General features: G+C 54.6%; 16 protein-coding genes. 13 read left to right on the top strand and 3 right to left on the bottom strand.

Annotation, left to right across the window (positions count from 1 at the left end):
- The first annotated feature begins 25 nt into the window (after positions 1-25).
- The 8 genes from SBI19_RS14510 (at position 26) to SBI19_RS14470 (ending at position 9507) form a co-directional block, all read left to right on the top strand.
- On the top strand, positions 26-1252 hold the full coding sequence (locus SBI19_RS14510) for a glycosyltransferase (protein ID WP_317969345.1): 1227 nt from the start codon (positions 26-28) through the stop codon (positions 1250-1252).
- The gene (locus SBI19_RS14505; protein WP_317969344.1) at positions 1252-2283 is read left to right on the top strand and encodes an NAD-dependent epimerase; all 1032 of its coding nucleotides are present in this window, start codon (positions 1252-1254) and stop codon (positions 2281-2283) included. Before SBI19_RS14510 ends, SBI19_RS14505 begins: the two co-directional genes overlap by 1 nt.
- Positions 2280-4073 (top strand): sugar transferase, encoded by a 1794-nt coding sequence (locus SBI19_RS29660; RefSeq protein ID WP_483312292.1) that lies wholly within the window; start codon positions 2280-2282, stop codon positions 4071-4073. Before SBI19_RS14505 ends, SBI19_RS29660 begins: the two co-directional genes overlap by 4 nt.
- On the top strand, positions 4067-4732 hold the full coding sequence (locus tag SBI19_RS14490) for an acetyltransferase (protein WP_317969343.1): 666 nt from the start codon (positions 4067-4069) through the stop codon (positions 4730-4732). The genes SBI19_RS29660 and SBI19_RS14490 overlap by 7 nt, the downstream gene beginning before the upstream one ends.
- A gap of 71 nt (positions 4733-4803) precedes the next feature.
- A complete protein-coding gene (locus tag SBI19_RS14485) occupies positions 4804-5991 on the top strand; it encodes a DegT/DnrJ/EryC1/StrS family aminotransferase (RefSeq protein WP_317969342.1) in 1188 nt (395 codons plus the stop codon).
- A 227-nt stretch (positions 5992-6218) separates the two neighbouring features.
- The gene (gene galU, locus SBI19_RS14480) at positions 6219-7121 is read left to right on the top strand and encodes a UTP--glucose-1-phosphate uridylyltransferase GalU (protein ID WP_317969341.1); all 903 of its coding nucleotides are present in this window, start codon (positions 6219-6221) and stop codon (positions 7119-7121) included.
- A 2-nt stretch (positions 7122-7123) separates the two neighbouring features.
- On the top strand, positions 7124-8467 hold the full coding sequence (gene tuaD, locus SBI19_RS14475) for a UDP-glucose 6-dehydrogenase TuaD (protein ID WP_317969340.1): 1344 nt from the start codon (positions 7124-7126) through the stop codon (positions 8465-8467).
- Positions 8468-8682: 215 nt separating this feature from the next.
- Positions 8683-9507: a hypothetical protein gene (locus SBI19_RS14470; protein ID WP_317969338.1), complete on the top strand. Its 825-nt coding sequence runs from the start codon at positions 8683-8685 to the stop codon at positions 9505-9507.
- 132 nt (positions 9508-9639) lie between these two features.
- Here SBI19_RS14470 and SBI19_RS14465 read toward each other — a convergent pair whose 3' ends face one another.
- Positions 9640-10224 (bottom strand): thioredoxin family protein, encoded by a 585-nt coding sequence (locus SBI19_RS14465; protein WP_317969337.1) that lies wholly within the window; start codon positions 10222-10224, stop codon positions 9640-9642.
- A gap of 37 nt (positions 10225-10261) precedes the next feature.
- Positions 10262-11092 carry an AraC family transcriptional regulator gene (locus tag SBI19_RS14460; RefSeq protein WP_317969335.1) on the bottom strand — a complete coding sequence of 277 codons (831 nt, stop codon included), beginning with the start codon at positions 11090-11092 and terminating at the stop codon, positions 10262-10264.
- A 235-nt stretch (positions 11093-11327) separates the two neighbouring features.
- Between SBI19_RS14460 and SBI19_RS14455 the strand changes: the two genes are divergently transcribed.
- From SBI19_RS14455 to SBI19_RS14435, 5 genes are all read left to right on the top strand, one after another.
- Entirely contained in the window at positions 11328-12611 is a 1284-nt protein-coding gene (locus SBI19_RS14455; RefSeq protein ID WP_317969333.1) for a Gfo/Idh/MocA family oxidoreductase, read from the top strand.
- 183 nt (positions 12612-12794) lie between these two features.
- Entirely contained in the window at positions 12795-12980 is a 186-nt protein-coding gene (locus SBI19_RS14450) for a hypothetical protein (protein ID WP_317969331.1), read from the top strand.
- Positions 12981-13005: 25 nt separating this feature from the next.
- Positions 13006-13734, top strand: coding sequence for an ATP-grasp domain-containing protein (locus SBI19_RS14445; RefSeq protein WP_317969329.1), 729 nt, complete (start codon positions 13006-13008; stop codon positions 13732-13734).
- Positions 13735-13790: 56 nt separating this feature from the next.
- Positions 13791-14222: a hypothetical protein gene (locus SBI19_RS14440; RefSeq protein ID WP_317969328.1), complete on the top strand. Its 432-nt coding sequence runs from the start codon at positions 13791-13793 to the stop codon at positions 14220-14222.
- Between the two features lie 306 nt (positions 14223-14528).
- Positions 14529-15161: a hypothetical protein gene (locus SBI19_RS14435; protein ID WP_317969326.1), complete on the top strand. Its 633-nt coding sequence runs from the start codon at positions 14529-14531 to the stop codon at positions 15159-15161.
- A gap of 71 nt (positions 15162-15232) precedes the next feature.
- Here SBI19_RS14435 and SBI19_RS14430 read toward each other — a convergent pair whose 3' ends face one another.
- Complete coding sequence (locus SBI19_RS14430) at positions 15233-16945, bottom strand: methyl-accepting chemotaxis protein (protein ID WP_317969325.1); 1713 nt, start codon at positions 16943-16945, stop codon at positions 15233-15235.
- Positions 16946-17061 lie beyond the last annotated feature (116 nt).

The following is a 17061-nucleotide window of genomic DNA, read 5'->3' as shown; positions in this document are numbered from 1 at the left end:
AGCAAAATTTTTAGGAGGTTACAAGATGCATGTTGTCTGGGCTCATGACCATACGTTTTATTTCAATGAATCTGGCAAGTTTTATTCCGGCGGCAAGCTGCCCTACAAGGTATGGGAGCGGTACTTGAATGTGTTCGACCGATTGACGGTCGCCTGTAGAGGCAAGCGGACCCCGTCCGATGCGGACATGTCCGGCAAGACGCTGTCGAGCGGACCGAATGTAGACTTCGTCGTGCTGCCGTCGCTTAGCAATCCGGTGAACAAGCTGACGAAGAGGGGGTACGTCGAGCAGACGCTGACGGACACCATTCGTGCGGCTGATGCCGTCATTGCCCGCATGCCGAGCGAGATCGGCGCGGAAGCGATTCGAATCGCGAAGCGTCTTGGCAAACCGTATGCGGTCGAGATGGTTGCCTGCGCTTGGGACGGCCTATGGAATTACGGCAGTCTGCAGGGCAAGCTGTATGCCCCGCTTGCGTTGTGGAAAAATCGCAGACTCGTCAAACACGCCCCGTTCGCGGTCTATGTAACGGAACGTTTCTTGCAGGAACGATATCCTTGCCCGCGAGGCCGTACAGCCGCGTGCTCCAATGTGGAGCTGCCTGCGGCAGGCGAGGAGGTGCTGCAGAGCAGGCTGTCACGCATTCAACAGAGCGGCGGTCCCTTCACCATCGGTCTGATCGGCTCTCTGAACGGAAGGTCCAAGGGGATCGACATCGCTCTGCGGGCCATTGCGAAGGCGCAGCCGCAGCTGCCGGGAACGATCTCGTTCCGAGTGCTTGGGGATGGAGATGCTGGCCGCTGGCAGCAGCTTGCAGACAAGCTCGGCATCGGCAAGCTCGTCTCATTCGATGGCGTATTGCCGAGCGGAGGCGCGGTGCATGAATGGCTCGATGGCATCGATCTTTACATTCAACCGAGCTTCCAAGAGGGATTGCCGCGCGCGACCATCGAAGCGATGAGCCGCGGCTGCCCAACGCTTGGATCGACGGCGGGCGGCATCCCTGAGCTGTTGGATCAGGAATGTCTGCATCGTCCGGGCCACATCGCCGCGCTGGCGGAGCAGCTGGTGCGCGCAGCCTCAAGTGCCGAGTGGCGAAGCGAACAGGCAGAACGGAATTTCAGCCTGGCAGGCGCTTATACCAAAGAACGGCTCGATGTTAAGCGGCATGTATTCTGGCGGTCATTCGGCCATTACGTCCGAAGCGGCGGGACCTTATCTGAATTACGACCCGAAGGAGCGAATGCATAATGACGATTCTAGTGACAGGCGCGGCCGGCTTCATCGGTTCGCATGTATGCCATCGGCTGCTGGACGAACGCCAGCGTGTCATCGGCATCGATAATTTCAACGACTATTACGACGTTGGGCTGAAGCGGGATCGATATGCCGCCTTGCAGGCACGTACCGGCTTCATTGGCCGTGAGCTTGACGTGGCTCACTATGAGCCGCTGCTTGCGCTAATGAAGGAAGAGGGCGTTACGACGGTTGTCCATTTGGCGGCGCAGGCGGGGGTCCGATACAGCCTGACGAATCCTTTTGCCTACCTGGAATCGAATCTGACCGGTTTCGGGCATGTATTGGAAGCTTGCCGTCAGACCGGTATTCAGCATCTGATCTATGCTTCGTCGAGCTCGGTATACGGGGCGAATGAGAAAATGCCGTTCGCCGTGCACGACAATGTGGACCATCCCGTCAGCTTGTACGCGGCAACCAAGAAAGCGAATGAGCTGATGGCGCATACTTACAGCCACTTGTACGGTTTGCCGACCACGGGGCTGAGGTTCTTCACCGTTTACGGACCTTGGGGCCGTCCCGATATGGCGTACTTCAGCTTCACGAAGCGCATTGCGGAGGGGCTTCCCATCCAAGTATTCAATGGAGGCAACATGCTGCGCGACTTCACTTATATCGACGATATCGTGGAGGGCATCCGCCGGTTGATCGACAAGGCGCCGCAGCCGGACCCTGCGTGGGACCGCCTCAAGGCCGACCCCGGCTCCAGCTATGCGCCATACAAGATTTACAATATCGGCAACAACCGTCCAGTCGAGCTGATGACGTTCATCCGAACGATCGAGGACGCGTTGGGACGCAAAGCTCGGATTGAATATATGCCGATGCAGCCGGGCGATGTGCAGGCGACGTTCGCCGACATCGACGATTTGTCATCCGCGATCGGATTCCGCCCGGTAACGACGATCGAGGAGGGCATCGGCCGGTTCGTTGACTGGTACAAGTCCTATTACGGCATCGAAATCTCGAAGGCGGTAACCTCATGAGACGGATCGCCCATATTTGCACCTCCGGCATCAGCCACCACATTATGGGCGACAAACTGCGATTGCTGCAGCGCGAAGGCTGGGACGTCACGTTCATCACTTCGACGGAAGGCACGAATCCGAACATTCAAGCGTCTTATCCGTTTCGGTGGAAGCACGTCGCGATGGAACGTTCGATCAAGCCGCTGGCGGATATCGGCTCTATCATTGCCATGTACCGCTTGTTCAGGAAGGAGCGCTTCGACGTCGTCCATACCCATACGGCCAAAGCAGGTCTTATCGGGCGGGTCGCAGCCAAGCTGGCGCGCGTGCCGGTCGTCATCCATACGAGCCATGGCCTTCCTTTCTATGAGGGACAGCCGAAGTCTGCTTACTGGCTTTATCGTGTGCTCGAAAAGCTGGCTGCGCTGTTCTGCGACGCGCTTGCCTCACAGAACGGAGCGGATGCGGAGGAGCTGCGCAAGCTGGCGCCTTGGCGGCCTGTCTATACGGAAGGCAACGGCGTCGATCTGGATAAGCTTGACGCCTTGGCGAACAAGGTCGACAAGGCATCGCTGGCGCTTGTGCGGGAAGCTTTTGCTATCACGGAAGACAAGCCGCTTCTCTTCGTCGCCGCCCGATTCGAGCCGGTTAAGGATCATGATCTGCTGTTGGACGCGCTGAAGCTGGCCAAGCAGGAAGGCAAGCTTCATTGGAAGACGGCGCTTGCCGGTCAAGGGCCGCTGGAGAAGCGGGTTCGGGAAAGATTGCTGGCGGAAGGATTGGCGGACGATGTCGTCATGATCGGTCAGCAGTCGTCCATTGTACCTTGGCTTGCGATGGCGGATGCTGTCGCGCTGACATCGGAGAAGGAAGGCATCCCTCGTTCCTTGATGGAAGCGATGGCGCTTGGCAAGCCGGTTGTCGCCACGAACGTGCCCGGTACAAGGGAGCTGGTGGCGCACGGCGAAACGGGGCTGCTGGCAGCTTATCGGGACGCGGACAAGCTGGCCGAAGCGCTAGTTGAAGTCATGCATAGCGAAGATAAACGCAGCCAGTACGGTGCGGCGGGAAGAGCGCGAATTACGGCTGCATTCACCGAGACGATCGTCGTACAGCGCTTGCTGCGTATGTACCGCGAGACGGCTAGAAGGAAGCAGCGAGCAAGAGGCCTGCGAAATCGGCTGCGTGCCGTCGCGAAGCGAACCTTCGATCTGGCGGTCAGCGTACCTGCTTTCCTTGTGCTTCTTCCTGTATATGGAATCGTTGCGCTGCTTGTCAGGCTGAAGCTTGGATCTCCGGTGTTGTTCAAGCAGCAGCGTCCTGGCATGCACGGCAAGCCGTTCATGATGCATAAGTTTCGTTCGATGACCGATGAGACCGATGCTGCGGGGCAGCTGCTGCCGGACGAAGTGCGGCTTACGCCATTCGGCAAGCTGCTTCGCAAGCTGAGTCTCGATGAGCTGCCGCAGCTGCTCAACGTCATTCGGGGAGAGATGAGTCTGGTCGGCCCTCGGCCGCTGTTGATGGAATATTTATCGCTCTATACCGAAGAACAAGCGCGCCGCCACGACGTACGGCCTGGCATTACGGGCTGGGCTCAGGTGAATGGCCGCAACGCGCTGTCATGGGAGGAGAAGTTCAAGCTTGATGTCATGTATGTCGACCGACAGTCTCTGGGCTTCGATCTGCGCATTCTGGTTATGACAGCGGCTAAAGTATTGAAGCGGGAAGGCATCGCGCAGCCTGGCAAGGCGACGATGAGCCGATTCTCTGGTGAACGCGGCGAGGCGGGTGGTGTGCCATGGTGATGCATCACTATCCGGAGAAACGGCCCATCATTGTCATCGGTCAGGGCGGACATGGGCGTGTGCTTATGGAAATCGTTCGCGTGTCGCCGCAGTATCGGCTGACGGCGATCGCTGACGATCGTTATGCAGAGGTAACATTATGCGCCGGTCTGCCTTACGGTCCAATAAGCGCAGTTCCGCTCATGCTGGAGGACGAGCCTGCCGCGCAGGTCGTGATCGGCGTCGGCGACAATAAAATCCGGCGAGCGATTGCGGAGCGGCTGGGTCTAGCAGACCTCAGCTACGCGGCGCTGGTGCATCCCGGCGCACATGTAGCAGGCGACGTTCGGCTTGGACCTGGCGCAGTCGTGATGCCCGGCGCGGTCATCGGACCAGGCGCCGTCATTGGCGCGCACGCCATCGTTAACTCCGGCGCTGTCGTCGAGCATGACGCCATCGTCGGACCGTTCGCGCATGTCTCGCCGAACGGAACGCTGGCCGGAGCAGCCTCGGTCATGGAAGGCGGGCATGTCGGCAGCGGGGCGGTTCTAATCCCCGGCGTCAAGCTGGGCAGCTGGTCGATTCTCGGCGCAGGCGGCGTTGCCATTCGCGATGTGCCGGACGGGATAACGGCTGTAGGCGTTCCGGCAAGAGCTATGCCGCCGCGTCTCGTGAGATAGCGGATCACCGCTGCTGACCATCGTAAGATGGCATGGCTAATTACTATCATTCGATATCGGAGGGATTATTGATGAACCAACGCATCTTCTTATCGCCGCCTCATATCGGGGAGGCGGAAGCGGGCTTCGTCGCGGAAGCGTTCGAGAGCAATTGGGTCGCGCCGCTAGGCCCTAACGTGGATGCGTTCGAGCGGGAGCTTGCCTCCTACGTCGGAGCGAAGGGCGCCGTGGCGCTCTCCTCCGGCACAGCGGCAATTCACCTGGCGCTTCGGCTGCTTGGCGTCGGACGCGGCGACCTTGTGTTCGTCTCGTCGCTGACATTCATCGCGAGCGTCAATCCTGCGCTGTATGAAGGGGCAGAGCCCGTCTTCATCGATGCAGATGAAACCACCTGGAACATGTCGCCGCAAGCGCTTGAGCGTGCACTCGAAGATGCGCGCCGCGCAGGGCGGCTTCCGAAGGCGGTCATCGTCGTTAACTTGTACGGGCAAAGCGCCGACATGGCGGCTATCACCGAGCTGTGCGAGCATTACGGCGTGCCGATCGTGGAGGATGCCGCGGAATCGCTTGGCGCGACATACCGGGGGGCGGCAAGCGGCACATTCGGGCGCTTCGGCATCTATTCCTTCAATGGGAACAAAATTATGACGACCTCCGGCGGCGGCATGCTTGTCAGCCAAGATACCGATGCGCTGGAGCTTGCTCGATTCTGGGCGACGCAGTCGAGAGATAAGGCGCTCCATTATGAGCATTCGCAGCTCGGCTACAATTACCGGCTGAGCAATGTGCTGGCCGGCATCGGCCGGGGACAGCTGCAGGTGTTGGACAGCCGCATCGAAGCGAGAAGAGCGATCTTCGACCGTTATGCCACGGCTTTCGATGGCATCGAGGGCATCGGCTTCATGCCGGAAGCTTCCTACGGACGTTCGACCCGCTGGCTGACGGCGATGACGCTCGATCCGAAGACGACGGGCACGACGCCGGAAGCGCTGGTCCATGCACTCGCGGAAGCGAATATCGAAGCGCGGCCCGTGTGGAAGCCGATGCATCTGCAGCCGATGCTTCGCCACTTTGCCTATTACCCGCGCACGGAGACGGCGCAGGGCAGCGTGTCCGATGCGCTTTTTGCCCAGGGGATCTGTCTGCCGTCAGGCTCATCGCTCACGATCGAGCAGCAGACTCGGGTCATCGAATGTGTTCAAGAACATCTGGCTGACAGCCGCAAACTTGGCAGCATGCTTGCTGCGCATAGCGGATAACCCCAGATCGGACTAGTTTCATCGGCCAAGTGCGGCGAATCGACCTGCGTAGGTGCGGAAGTGCACGTATGATCGGGCAAATTCGCTGAATCTTACCGCTTAGGTGCAAATATGCACCTGTCGTCGACCATTTGCGGCGAATCATCCCGCGTAGGTGCATAAGTGCACCTACGTGTCGCCAAACCCACCATATCGTATCTCATCTATCCAACTAAGGGGGACTTCCCATGAAAGTGCGTAAAGCGATTATTCCAGCAGCCGGCCTCGGCACGAGGTTCCTGCCTGCGACGAAAGCACAGCCCAAGGAGATGCTGCCGATCGTCGACAAACCGACGATTCAATACATTATTGAAGAGGCAATCGCTTCTGGTATCGAGGATATTCTTATCGTGAGCGGGCGCGGCAAGCGGGCGATCGAGGATCATTTTGACAAAACCTTCGAGCTGGAGGACGCGCTGTCCAAGAAAGGAAAGTCCAAGGAGCTGGAACAGATCCAGCGCATCTCGGAGATGGCGAACATTCACTATATTCGGCAAAAGGAACCGCGCGGTCTCGGACACGCGATCTGGTGTGCGCGCAGCTTCGTCGGGGATGAGCCGTTCGCCGTCCTGCTGGGTGACGATATCGTGCAGTCGGACGAGCCGTGCCTAGGCCAGTTGATGCGCGTGTATGAACGTTATTCTTCTTCGATCGTAGGCGTACAGCGGGTCAGCGACGATGACGTGTCCAAATACGGCATTATCGCGCCGCGCGGCTCATCGATTGAGCCATCGGTCTTCTTCCTCGACGGACTCGTCGAGAAGCCTTCCCGCAAAGCGGCGCCGTCCAATTACGCGATCATGGGGCGGTACGTGCTGACGCCGGATATTTTCGAGATTCTCGAGAATCAGGAGCCGGGCGCAGGCGGTGAAATTCAGCTGACCGACGCGATCAAGAAGCTGAACGACCGCAAGACAGTGCTTGCTTACAACTTCGATGGCGTCCGTTATGACGTCGGCGACAAGTTCGGATTCATCCGCGCGACGCTCGACTTCGCCCTGCAGCGGGAAGATCTGCAGAACGATGTGCTTAATTACGTCCAAGCGGTGTATGAGAAGCATTTTGCAATACTGAATAAGGTGGCGAAATAGCGATGCGGAACATAACGGTAATCGGAACGGGATATGTCGGACTCGTATCGGGCTCCTGCTTCGCTGAGGTAGGCAATCGTGTCATCTGCTGCGATGTCGATGAACGTAAAATCAACATGCTGCAAAGCGGCGTCGTGCCGATCTATGAGCCAGGGCTGGAAGAGATGGTTGTGCGCAACAAGGAACTAGGACGTCTGCATTTCACGACGGATGTAGGCGCGGCGATCGAAGCGTCGGACATCGTCTATATTGCGGTCGGCACGCCGATGTCGGAGACGGGCGAAGCGGATATGCGGTATGTCATGTCGGCGGCGAAGAAGATCGGCGAGCATCTGAACGGCTACAAGATCATCGTGAACAAAAGCACCGTGCCCGTCGGCACCGGCGAACTCGTGCGCGAGGTCGTGCAGGCGAATAAGATGGCGCCGTGGGCGGCATTCGACGTCGTCTCGAACCCCGAGTTTCTGCGCGAAGGCTCTGCACTATCGGATTGCATGAACATGGACCGCGCCGTTATCGGCTCGGACAGCGCCGAAGCGGCGAATGTAATTGCAGAGCTGCACGCCCCGTTCAATACGAAAGTGTTCCGTACCGACTTGGAGAGCGCAGAGATGATCAAGTATGCAGCGAATACGTTTCTCGCAACGAAAATCTCGTTCATTAACGCGATCGCGAACATTTGCGAGCGCGTAGGCGCGAACGTGAATGACGTGGCAGAAGGGATGGGCATGGACAGCCGGATCGGCGGCAAGTTCCTTCAAGCGGGAATTGGTTATGGCGGCTCCTGCTTCCCGAAGGATACGTATGCGCTCGCTCATATCGCGGACAAGTCGGGCTATGAATTCGAGCTGCTTAAGTCTGTCATTCGAACGAATCAGAAGCAGCGGATGCTGGTTATGGACAAGCTGAGGGAGGCGCTCGGATCGCTCTCTGGCAAGCGGGTCGCTGTGCTTGGTCTTGCGTTCAAACCGAATACAGACGATATGCGGGAGGCGCCTTCGCTTACGATCGTACCCGAGCTGCTGCGTGCAGGCGTGTCGGTGAAGGCATTCGATCCAATCGCAACCGAGGCGGCCAGCAGTCTGCTGTCGGGTGAGGTGCAGTATGCGGATTCGGTAGAAGCAGCGGTGGCTGGCTGCGACGCCTGCGTCATTCTGACCGAGTGGAGCGAGATAACGGGCATGTCGCTTGCCAAGGTGCGTAAGCTGCTGGCCAAGCCGATCATCATTGACGGCCGCAACTGCTTCGGCCTGGATGAGATGGAGCGGGAAGGCTTCGTCTATCATTCGATCGGCCGCAGACCCGTTGGCGCCGTGAATGCGGATCGGCAATCCGTTAATTTTTGACCGAAGGGGGGTGAGGGGAACGAACTTGGCTGCATGCCGTCTCCGGGAGGAGCAGCGGCTGGAGCTGGAAGGTTAGGACGCCTCTAAGGTGCGTTCAAGGCAAATCATGATATCGCGAGGGTGCGTCCAGTCCGAAATAGCGGCGAAGGATGGATCGTCGTATAAGCTATCGTTGGCAGCGGGCGCCCCTTGAACCCAAAGGAAGGATGGTTACAATGCGTAAACCTATGCGCGGAATTATCGCTCTGACAGTCGCAGCCGCGCTTGTACCAGCGATGACGGCGCAAGCCGCTTCGCCGTTTAAGGCGATCATTGCTTCGGTTGGTACAGCCCATGCGTCGTCCAACAGCCCGATCTCGTCGATACTCGGATCGCTCAGCCAAGGCAAGCTGAACATCCAGTCGCCGCTCGAGAAGCTGAAGCAGAGCATCGCGGACAAGCAGAACGAGAAAGACAACGGTAAGGACAACAGCAAGGACAAGGACAAGGACAACAGCAAGGACAAGGATAAAGACAAGCCGGGGAACGGGAACGGCAATGGCAATAACGGTAATGGTAACGGCAACAACGGTAATGGCAACAGCGGCAATAACGGCAACGGAAATGGCAATGGCAATAACAACGGTAACGGTAATGGCAATAATGGTAATAGCAATGGAAACGGCAATGGTAATGGTAACGGCAACAGTAATAACGGCAATGGCAACAACGACCTGGAACAAATTAAGAAAGAGCAAGAGATTTACAACGATACGGGCTACACGCTCGTTCAGCTTCGTAATGCGTGCCAGGCTGAATTGACCGGTTATGCAGTACAATTCACGAAGTTGACGTCCACGCATGAGAAGACCGTATTGTACAGTACGGCTAGCGATGCGTTCACGCAGTGCACATCCCAATACCGCACGGTAATGGATGCTGCGCTCGTGAAGCTTACTGCGATCGGCGGCGACCCAGCGCTGCTGGAGCCGATGCAGACGCGTTATCAGGAAGAAATCGTCGCGGGCCGTGCACAGCTGAAGGCTATCGTCGGCAAGTAACACAGTAACAAACAAGGGATATCCGACAGCAGCTTCTGCTGCACGGATATCCCTTTTCTAATAGCTTCAATGGAGCGAGACGTTCTTCGACTTGTTAGCTGCCTTCCATCTGCGCCTAATCCTCACATCGCATTACAGCACCAGATCGCAAGCTTCCACTGGCATCCAATGCTCGTCTTGTCCGTCCCACTTCACGTTGCAGCCGATTGGATTCGTCAGCGCCACCGAGACCGGTTGTCCGCTTATCAGCTCCGCGAGTGCATTGTCGAGGTCGTTCACCGTCATTCGGGTCGTATCGCGCGGATAGTCGACGCCGCGGCCGGTGTACACGAGCTTGCGCTCCTGATCGAACACATAGAAGTGCGGCGTACGCAGCGCACCGTATGACTTCGCGACTTCCTGCGTGTCATCGCGCAAGTACTTCCACGGATACTGCTTCTCATTCATGCGCAGGACCATATGCTCGAACGAATCGAGCGGCTTCGTAGTAACACTGTTGCTGTTGATACCGACGAACACCACGCCGTTGTCTGCATACTTCTCAGCCGTTGCGCGTGTTACCTCATCCGAACCGACGACATAAGGACAATGATTGCAGGTGAAGAAGACGACAAGCACCGTTGCCTTGGCAAAATCGGCGAGCGAGTACGTATTGCCGTCAGTTGCAGGCAGCGTGAAGTCCGGCGCTTGCTGTCCGAGTTGAAGCGTGAATGACATGGGTGAATCCCTCCTTTGTGCCAGTTGTATTCGACCTCTACCGCTGTAATTCCTTCCTATATTTGAGAGGCGTCATCCCTGTATGTTTGCGGAACGTATGTTGAAAATGGGACAAGTTCCCGAACCCCGATGCTTCGGCGATCTCGAGCACCTTATGGTCCGTCGTGCGAAGCAATTCCTGTGCGCGTCGTATTCGAACGAGCTGAACGAACTCGGAATAGGTAAAGCCGGTCGATCGCCGGAACAGTCGGCTTAGATGCGAAGGGCTGAAATAAAACTGCTGGGCAATTTCATCGAGCCCGAGCGGCTCTTCGCAATGGCCTAATATATAGTCAATGACGGGCTGGATACGTCCTTCGGTAACGGTTGCGGGGTCGGGACGCATCGCATGCTCTTCGCTATGGCGTTTCATTGCGCGGCCGACAGTGAGCAGCAGCTGCGACAACAACGCGTGAAGCATCGGTTCATACGCTGGCTTGCGGCTGGTGAATTCATCGCACATCCGTACAAGCAGCCGTTCGACCTCTTCCCGATCATCTTCTACGAGCGGCAGCAGCGGCGAAGGCATACGGAACGCTTCGAGATGAAGCGGCATGACATGCATGCCAAGCTGAAGGAATGACAGAGAGAAATGAACGAGAATCCGTTCATGCCCAGATGCCTCCGGGTCGTCGATGGTACGATGGATGACGCCAGGCGGTATAAGCACCAGCGTGCCAGGCGTGACGCCATAGGTCTGATCGCGTACGAAATACCGTCTGCCGCCAGAGACGAGATAATACATCTCGAATGTATCTTCCATTTGGTTCGCCATCGTGAACGGGTGCTGGCGCGCGATCCGTTCGACGAACAGTAACTGCTCGTTCATGGTGACACTCCCCTGCGCGAATAAACTCCTACTCTAAGAGCATAATAACACACTTTCTTAATTATTTGAGCGGAATACGATTAGAAAATGGTTCATATATGCTTTAGGATGAAGGTAATGAAAGCGAATGCATTAGACGTAAAACCTAAGCGAATGCTTCCGATGCAGCTTTTGCTGCAGTCCATCCGAAGTGTTCGAATGAAGCAGACGTATAAACTTTAGGAGGGTCTACGAAATGACGAAGAAGAAGTACGTACTGGTAGGCTGCGGCAGCCGCAGCGAAATGTTCTATGGGGCGCTTGCACGCGATTTCCGCGAGACGTCGGAGTTTCTGGCATTTTGCGATATTAACCGCACGAGAATGGCGCTCGCGAACCGTTATCTGCGCGAGAAGTACGACCACCCAGAGGTAGCAACCTACGGTGCGGATGCATTCGATACGATGATCGAGGAGCAGAAGCCGGACGTCGTCATCGTGACGACGGTGGACCGTCTGCACCATCACTATATTATTCGCGCAATGGAAGCGGGCTGCGACGTTATCAGCGAGAAGCCGATGACGGTCGACGACGAGAAATGCCGCGAGATCATGGACGCTGTCGAGCGTACGGGCCGCAAGCTGCGCGTCACATTCAACTACCGTTATGCTTCCTACCATTCCCGCATCCGAGAGCTGATCATGTCGGGCGTGATCGGCGATGTTAACTCCATTCACTTCGAATGGCTGCTCAACACGGTGCACGGCGCGGACTACTTCAGAAGATGGCATCGCGACAAAAGAAACAGCGGCGGCCTGCTCGTCCACAAGTCGACGCACCACTTCGACCTCGTTAACTTCTGGCTCGGTTCCTATCCAGAGACGGTGTTCGCGTTCGGCGACCTCCGCTTCTATGGACGCGAGAATGCCGAGAAGCGCGGCGTGACGGAATTCTATCAACGCGCTTACGGCAGCGAAGCGGCGAAGGAGGATCACTTCGCGCTGCATCTCGACCAGAACGAGAATCTGAAAGCGATGTACCTCGATGCAGAGCACGAGGACGGCTACCAGCGCGACCAAAGCGTATTCGGCGACGGCATCAACATCGAAGACACGATGGGCGTAACGGTTCGTTACCGCAACAAGGCGATCCTCACGTACTCGCTCAACGCGTACATGCCATGGGAAGGCTTCAACGTTGCGTTCAACGGCAGCAAAGGCCGCATCGAGCTCAAGGTCGTTGAAACTTCGTACGTCAACGGCGGCGGCGACAAAGCGCTCGAAGGCGCGGCGGTAGGTTCGAGCATCATCGTATTCCCGATGTTCGGCGAGCCTTACTCCGTTGAGCTTGAGAAAGCGAAAGGCGGCCACGGCGGCGGCGACCCTGTCCTGCTGAACGATCTGTTCGGCGTGCCGGCACCAGACCCGCTGAAGCGCGCAGCTTCCCATGTCGACGGCGCTATGTCGATCATGACCGGCATCGCCGCGAATCAATCGATCCGCACCGGCCTCCCGGTACGAGTGTCGGACCTGTTGAAGTAGAAGATAGAGATAAAGGATCGTCAATAGGGGATAGGTAGAAGGTTAAATATAGAGCCCAAAGAAGCGTAAGGTGCTTCTTTGGGCTTTTTGTAATTGGTACCGGTCAAGAAGGGGAAATGATCGATCGAGATGAATTAATGATGTTAATGGGATGGCATAAGTGAAGGGAAATGAAGTCATTACATGCAATCTACATTTCATGATGAAGTCATTAGAATGGGCGGATACTTCGAAGATGTGTCGGAGCGTCTGCAGAGCCATGCGTTCATCGACCTATTGAGAGAATTGCAGCAGCAGTATTCCGAGATTGATATGGAGCAGGACATTCAATGGGCGATTGATGCATCAGTTGAGGTAAAGGGTTCCTAAATGCTGATAACGACGAGGTGTGATCATGAAGGTTTATATACGACGCGGTTCGGACAATGAAATTTCAAGCCATAATTTCTATGCGGCTTATGATGGATTCAAGCAAATGGGTTTCGAGATTCAATATTATAAAACGTTAGACGAGCTATCTGATCACAACAAAGAAGATATAGTCGTCAGCTATGTGGATGAGGTCAGATCTGTACTTTCCCAATATGGTGTCGTCGCACCTGAGATGGATTATCCTGACGAGCTGCAGCATTACTTGGGCCGACGAATATGGAAGTCTAAGCTTAGTGCTGTTGTCAATAACCCCGATGCTTGGAACATATTTATTAAGCCGGTGGAAGATAAGAAATTCACTGGCGTCGTCGTCAAGAGTACCAAAGATTTGGTAGGCTGCGGTACATACGGAGAAGATCCTGAAATTCTATGCTCGGAAGTCGTTCATTTTGTTGCGGAGTGGAGATGTTTTGTTCGTTACGGGACAATATTAGACGTTCGCAGATATAAGGGCAATTGGAGAGCGCATTTTGATTACAGTGTAATTGAAAATGCCGTTAAGGAGTTCGTGTCTGCGCCTAATGGTTATGCGATTGATTTTGGACTTACGGATAAAGGAGAAACCTTGCTGATCGAGGTGAACGATGGTTACGCTCTTGGGCACTATGGTTTGCTCTCTTTGGATTATGCGAAGCTGTTGTCGGCAAGATGGTCTCAACTGGCAGGGACGACGGATGAATGTAACTTTTAACAGAAGAGGATGAATGCTATGCGGTTGAGACTACGATAAGACCGAGAGGTGATTAGATGATTAATATCGATGCTCCTTTACTTCCTGGGAAGGGAATGGGTGGTATAAATCTTTACAGTCATATTAGAGACTTTTACCCTTTATTGGCTAATGAAGATATAAAAGCAAAGCTTCTAGGAAAATTTTTGATTAGATATCAAATAAACGATTCGGTAGACCTATGGTTCAATTTAATCAATGGCAAACTATTTAAAATAACTGCATTGAGTAAGTATACGGGATCACTTTTTGAAAGAATTAAAATAGGGATGCACATCAACGAAGTCTTAAGTATTGAACCAAGTTTTGAGTATGATGATATTGAGGAAGTTTACTGTAGCAGTAAAGGCATATACATTGAGACAGACCCTGTTAGTGATGCTGTCCTTTGGATTTCGGTATTTGTAAGAGAGAGTGAGAATCAAGAATTCGAAAATGGAAACTGGTGATTAGCCTAGTCCGCATCAGCTTATGCTGTTGCGGTTTCTTTTTTTTGAGAGGCTGCCCAATGCCGAAAGGAACCCTTCATTCAAACAATAAGACATCTAAGCCATGCAATACCCAGTTAAAGATTCCTTCAACTTTCTGTACTCACGTCAACGCTTTACTATCGATATAGACACTAGGAAGAAAACCTGCTACAAAGTCATTGCAACTAAACGAACAGCATAGTTTCTTGTTGCACCAGCCTGTTATAATGGAATAATGTTCCTTTAATATTTATAAATAGATAGAGCATGTCAGGAGATGGAGTAGTGCAAGTATTGAAGGCGATCGGAACCGTCGTGATCACCATTGCTGTAGCATTGGCAGCCGCTCAATGGCTTCCGGTTAAGGGAGACGGAACAACGGTTGTTCAAACGCCGCGAACGAATGTAACAGAAAACAAGGCTGTTAATCTAGTGCTGCCAGAGGAGATTCAAGTCGATGGCGAGAGTCTGAGACAGCATGGATATTCCGCCGAAGCAGCGCACTTCTCATTCGACCTGACCATGGACCGATTCGGCAAGGTGAAGCTCGTAACGGTCTCACTTTTGAATAGCAGTCGCAATGAATTGAAGTTCATTCTAGTAGATGCAGAGCAGAACATCGTATATGAACTGCCTGATTCTATCGGCGAATTATACGGTAAGTACGATTACGTCTCACATGTGTATATGCGGGATGTGAATGGGGATGGCCTTAAGGATGTCATCGTCATTGCACAGTATAAGGCTGACGATGAGAAGAGCGACGCAGCCGATCTGCCGGTTGCGGGGGTTTATTTTCAGACGGAGGATGGATTCACGACAGTGGATAGCATAGATAGGGAGCTTAATGAGAAAGGGATTACGAATAACGTCGCAGAGGTGCTTGGGTTTCTGAAACGGATGCAGATCGAGAACTAAGAATGCCGACCAAGCTTCTTCGCAAAATGAAGAAGGCCAATTATGTGACTCTCCATAATTGGCCTTTTTCACTATTGAAACTTCGAAATCGTCTTGTCCATCGCCCGAATCCGTTCGAAGAACGCATCGGAAGTGCTGGACACCTCTTGGAGAGTCGCAATCTGCTCCTCGCCTCGGGCGGCGATGCTGGTGACCTCATCCTTCACGGAGTTGGTCTGCGACTTCACCTCTTCAAGCAGCTGGTGCGCCTGTGTCATCCGCTGCATGGCATCCTGCATATCGACATGCATGGAGTCCGCTTCGCGTTGGACTTCATGGTTAGCCGTATGTATGTGGCGGAGCGCATGATCGACAGACGCTGAATTGTGCTGGCCATCGGTAAGCAGCGTGCTGCTGTCCGTCATCTGCTGGCGGATGAGGCCAAGCTGCGTGTTCAAGTCCGCAATATTCGTCTCTATTGTTGCGGCAAGCTCGCCTGTCAGACCAGCAAGCTGCTTCACGCGATGCGCGATAACGGCGAAGCCTTTGCCGGCTTCAGCGGAGCGAGCGGCTTCGATGGATGCGTTAAGCGAGAGCAGGTTCGTCTCGCTCGCAATGCTGCGGATTTGCTGCAACTGCTCGGACGTCTCGGCAATCCGCTGCTCAAGCTGCTCCGTGCTCGTCTCGACTGCTGTGACCGTATGCTTCAACTGATTGAACGATTGCAGGAATGTATTCATGTCGCGAATGCCGCTGTCGGCAAGATGAACGGATTGCTGCGCATGCAGCTGAATGCCGTTCGCTCGATGAACGAGCTCCTCGAACGAAGCATATAGGCTGTCGAATTGCGCTGCCGCGGAGTGCGTAAGTCGATCTTGTTCATGCATCGAGAGCGAGATGGACTGCGTCTTCATCGCGATCTCTTCGCTTGCTTGATTGTTATCGCGAATGCCTTCGTACATATGGTCGGATGAGGCGGATACTTGTACGCTTGTATCGCGAACGCTCGTAATAATGGAGCGAAGACTGAGCAGCATGGCGTTGTAGGAGCCGTTCAGCTTGCCGATTTCGTCCTTGGTCAGAACGTCGATCGTCGGGACGGTCAGATCGCCATTTTCCAATCGGGAGAGGCTATGTTGAAGGGTTGTGAGCGGCTTGGCAATCCCGCGCGACACTCGCAAGGCAATGAATAGCGACAGTGCGATAATGCAAGCGCTAAGCCCTAAGAAGATATAGACGCTTTGAATGAAAGAGTCCGTAATCTGATCCGCTCTCGCTTCGGATGAAATAAGCTTCTCCCGAATAATCGTCTGAACCTGCTGATCGATGAGAGCTGTCGTCTCGGTTAAGTAGTCGTATGTAGCCGTCGTGTCGTCTACCGAAGCGCCATCTGCAAGCTGACTTTTCAACTTCTCTACAATCCCCGCAAGAGATTCCATCGTGTTATGCAGCTCTTCCGTGCGCTTCAGTACGGTGCCATCATGCTCGCCGTCTATGAATTGCTGCAACCGCCCATTCATATCGTCCAGCAGCTTGTACTGCCCGCCATCCTCGAACGACTTCATCCCATTCACCACTTGAAGAACCTCTTCGTCAAGCGCGGGCTTGAGCAGTCCGTTCATCGTATTCGCCTGTGAGGTTGCCGTAAGAAGGCTGTTGTACTCTTGCAGATAACCATAGAATCGGTAGGACTGGATGCCGCCAAGCGTGACCACGAGTACGATGACCGCTGCGAAGGCGATGGTTAATTTGAGACGAATCGATTTCAGTTGCAAGGAGAATCGGGAACGCTGCTGGCGCTGCATGGGTATTCCTCCTCAGATGATGTTCCTACTTATTTCCTATATTAATCGCTTTCATTGGAAATACAATGCGAAATTTTCAATTCTGCTAACAAAATCATCACAATATCAAGATCGGA

This window comes from Paenibacillus sp. CCS19, assembly GCF_033239625.1.
In the GTDB taxonomy this organism is placed as follows: Bacteria; Bacillota; Bacilli; order Paenibacillales; family Paenibacillaceae; genus Paenibacillus_T.
Note: the sequence above shows the minus strand (reverse complement) of the source record. Positions and strands in the feature narration are given on the sequence as shown.

Bases quoted from the DNA above. Each gene is read 5' to 3' on its own strand.
- SBI19_RS14455 (WP_317969333.1), top strand. From the start codon at position 11,328: ATGACGAAGAAGAAGTACGTACTGGTAGGCTGCGGCAGCCGCAGCGAA.
- SBI19_RS14440 (WP_317969328.1), top strand. From the start codon at position 13,791: ATGATTAATATCGATGCTCCTTTACTTCCTGGGAAGGGAATGGGTGGT.
- SBI19_RS14490 (WP_317969343.1), top strand. From the start codon at position 4,067: ATGGTGATGCATCACTATCCGGAGAAACGGCCCATCATTGTCATCGGT.
- SBI19_RS14485 (WP_317969342.1), top strand. From the start codon at position 4,804: ATGAACCAACGCATCTTCTTATCGCCGCCTCATATCGGGGAGGCGGAA.
- SBI19_RS29660 (WP_483312292.1), top strand. From the start codon at position 2,280: ATGAGACGGATCGCCCATATTTGCACCTCCGGCATCAGCCACCACATT.
- SBI19_RS14445 (WP_317969329.1), top strand. From the start codon at position 13,006: ATGAAGGTTTATATACGACGCGGTTCGGACAATGAAATTTCAAGCCAT.
- SBI19_RS14430 (WP_317969325.1), bottom strand. From the start codon at position 16,945: ATGCAGCGCCAGCAGCGTTCCCGATTCTCCTTGCAACTGAAATCGATT.
- SBI19_RS14470 (WP_317969338.1), top strand. From the start codon at position 8,683: ATGCGTAAACCTATGCGCGGAATTATCGCTCTGACAGTCGCAGCCGCG.
- SBI19_RS14505 (WP_317969344.1), top strand. From the start codon at position 1,252: ATGACGATTCTAGTGACAGGCGCGGCCGGCTTCATCGGTTCGCATGTA.
- SBI19_RS14510 (WP_317969345.1), top strand. From the start codon at position 26: ATGCATGTTGTCTGGGCTCATGACCATACGTTTTATTTCAATGAATCT.
- SBI19_RS14465 (WP_317969337.1), bottom strand. From the start codon at position 10,224: ATGTCATTCACGCTTCAACTCGGACAGCAAGCGCCGGACTTCACGCTG.
- SBI19_RS14450 (WP_317969331.1), top strand. From the start codon at position 12,795: ATGCAATCTACATTTCATGATGAAGTCATTAGAATGGGCGGATACTTC.
- SBI19_RS14460 (WP_317969335.1), bottom strand. From the start codon at position 11,092: ATGAACGAGCAGTTACTGTTCGTCGAACGGATCGCGCGCCAGCACCCG.
- tuaD (WP_317969340.1), top strand. From the start codon at position 7,124: ATGCGGAACATAACGGTAATCGGAACGGGATATGTCGGACTCGTATCG.
- galU (WP_317969341.1), top strand. From the start codon at position 6,219: ATGAAAGTGCGTAAAGCGATTATTCCAGCAGCCGGCCTCGGCACGAGG.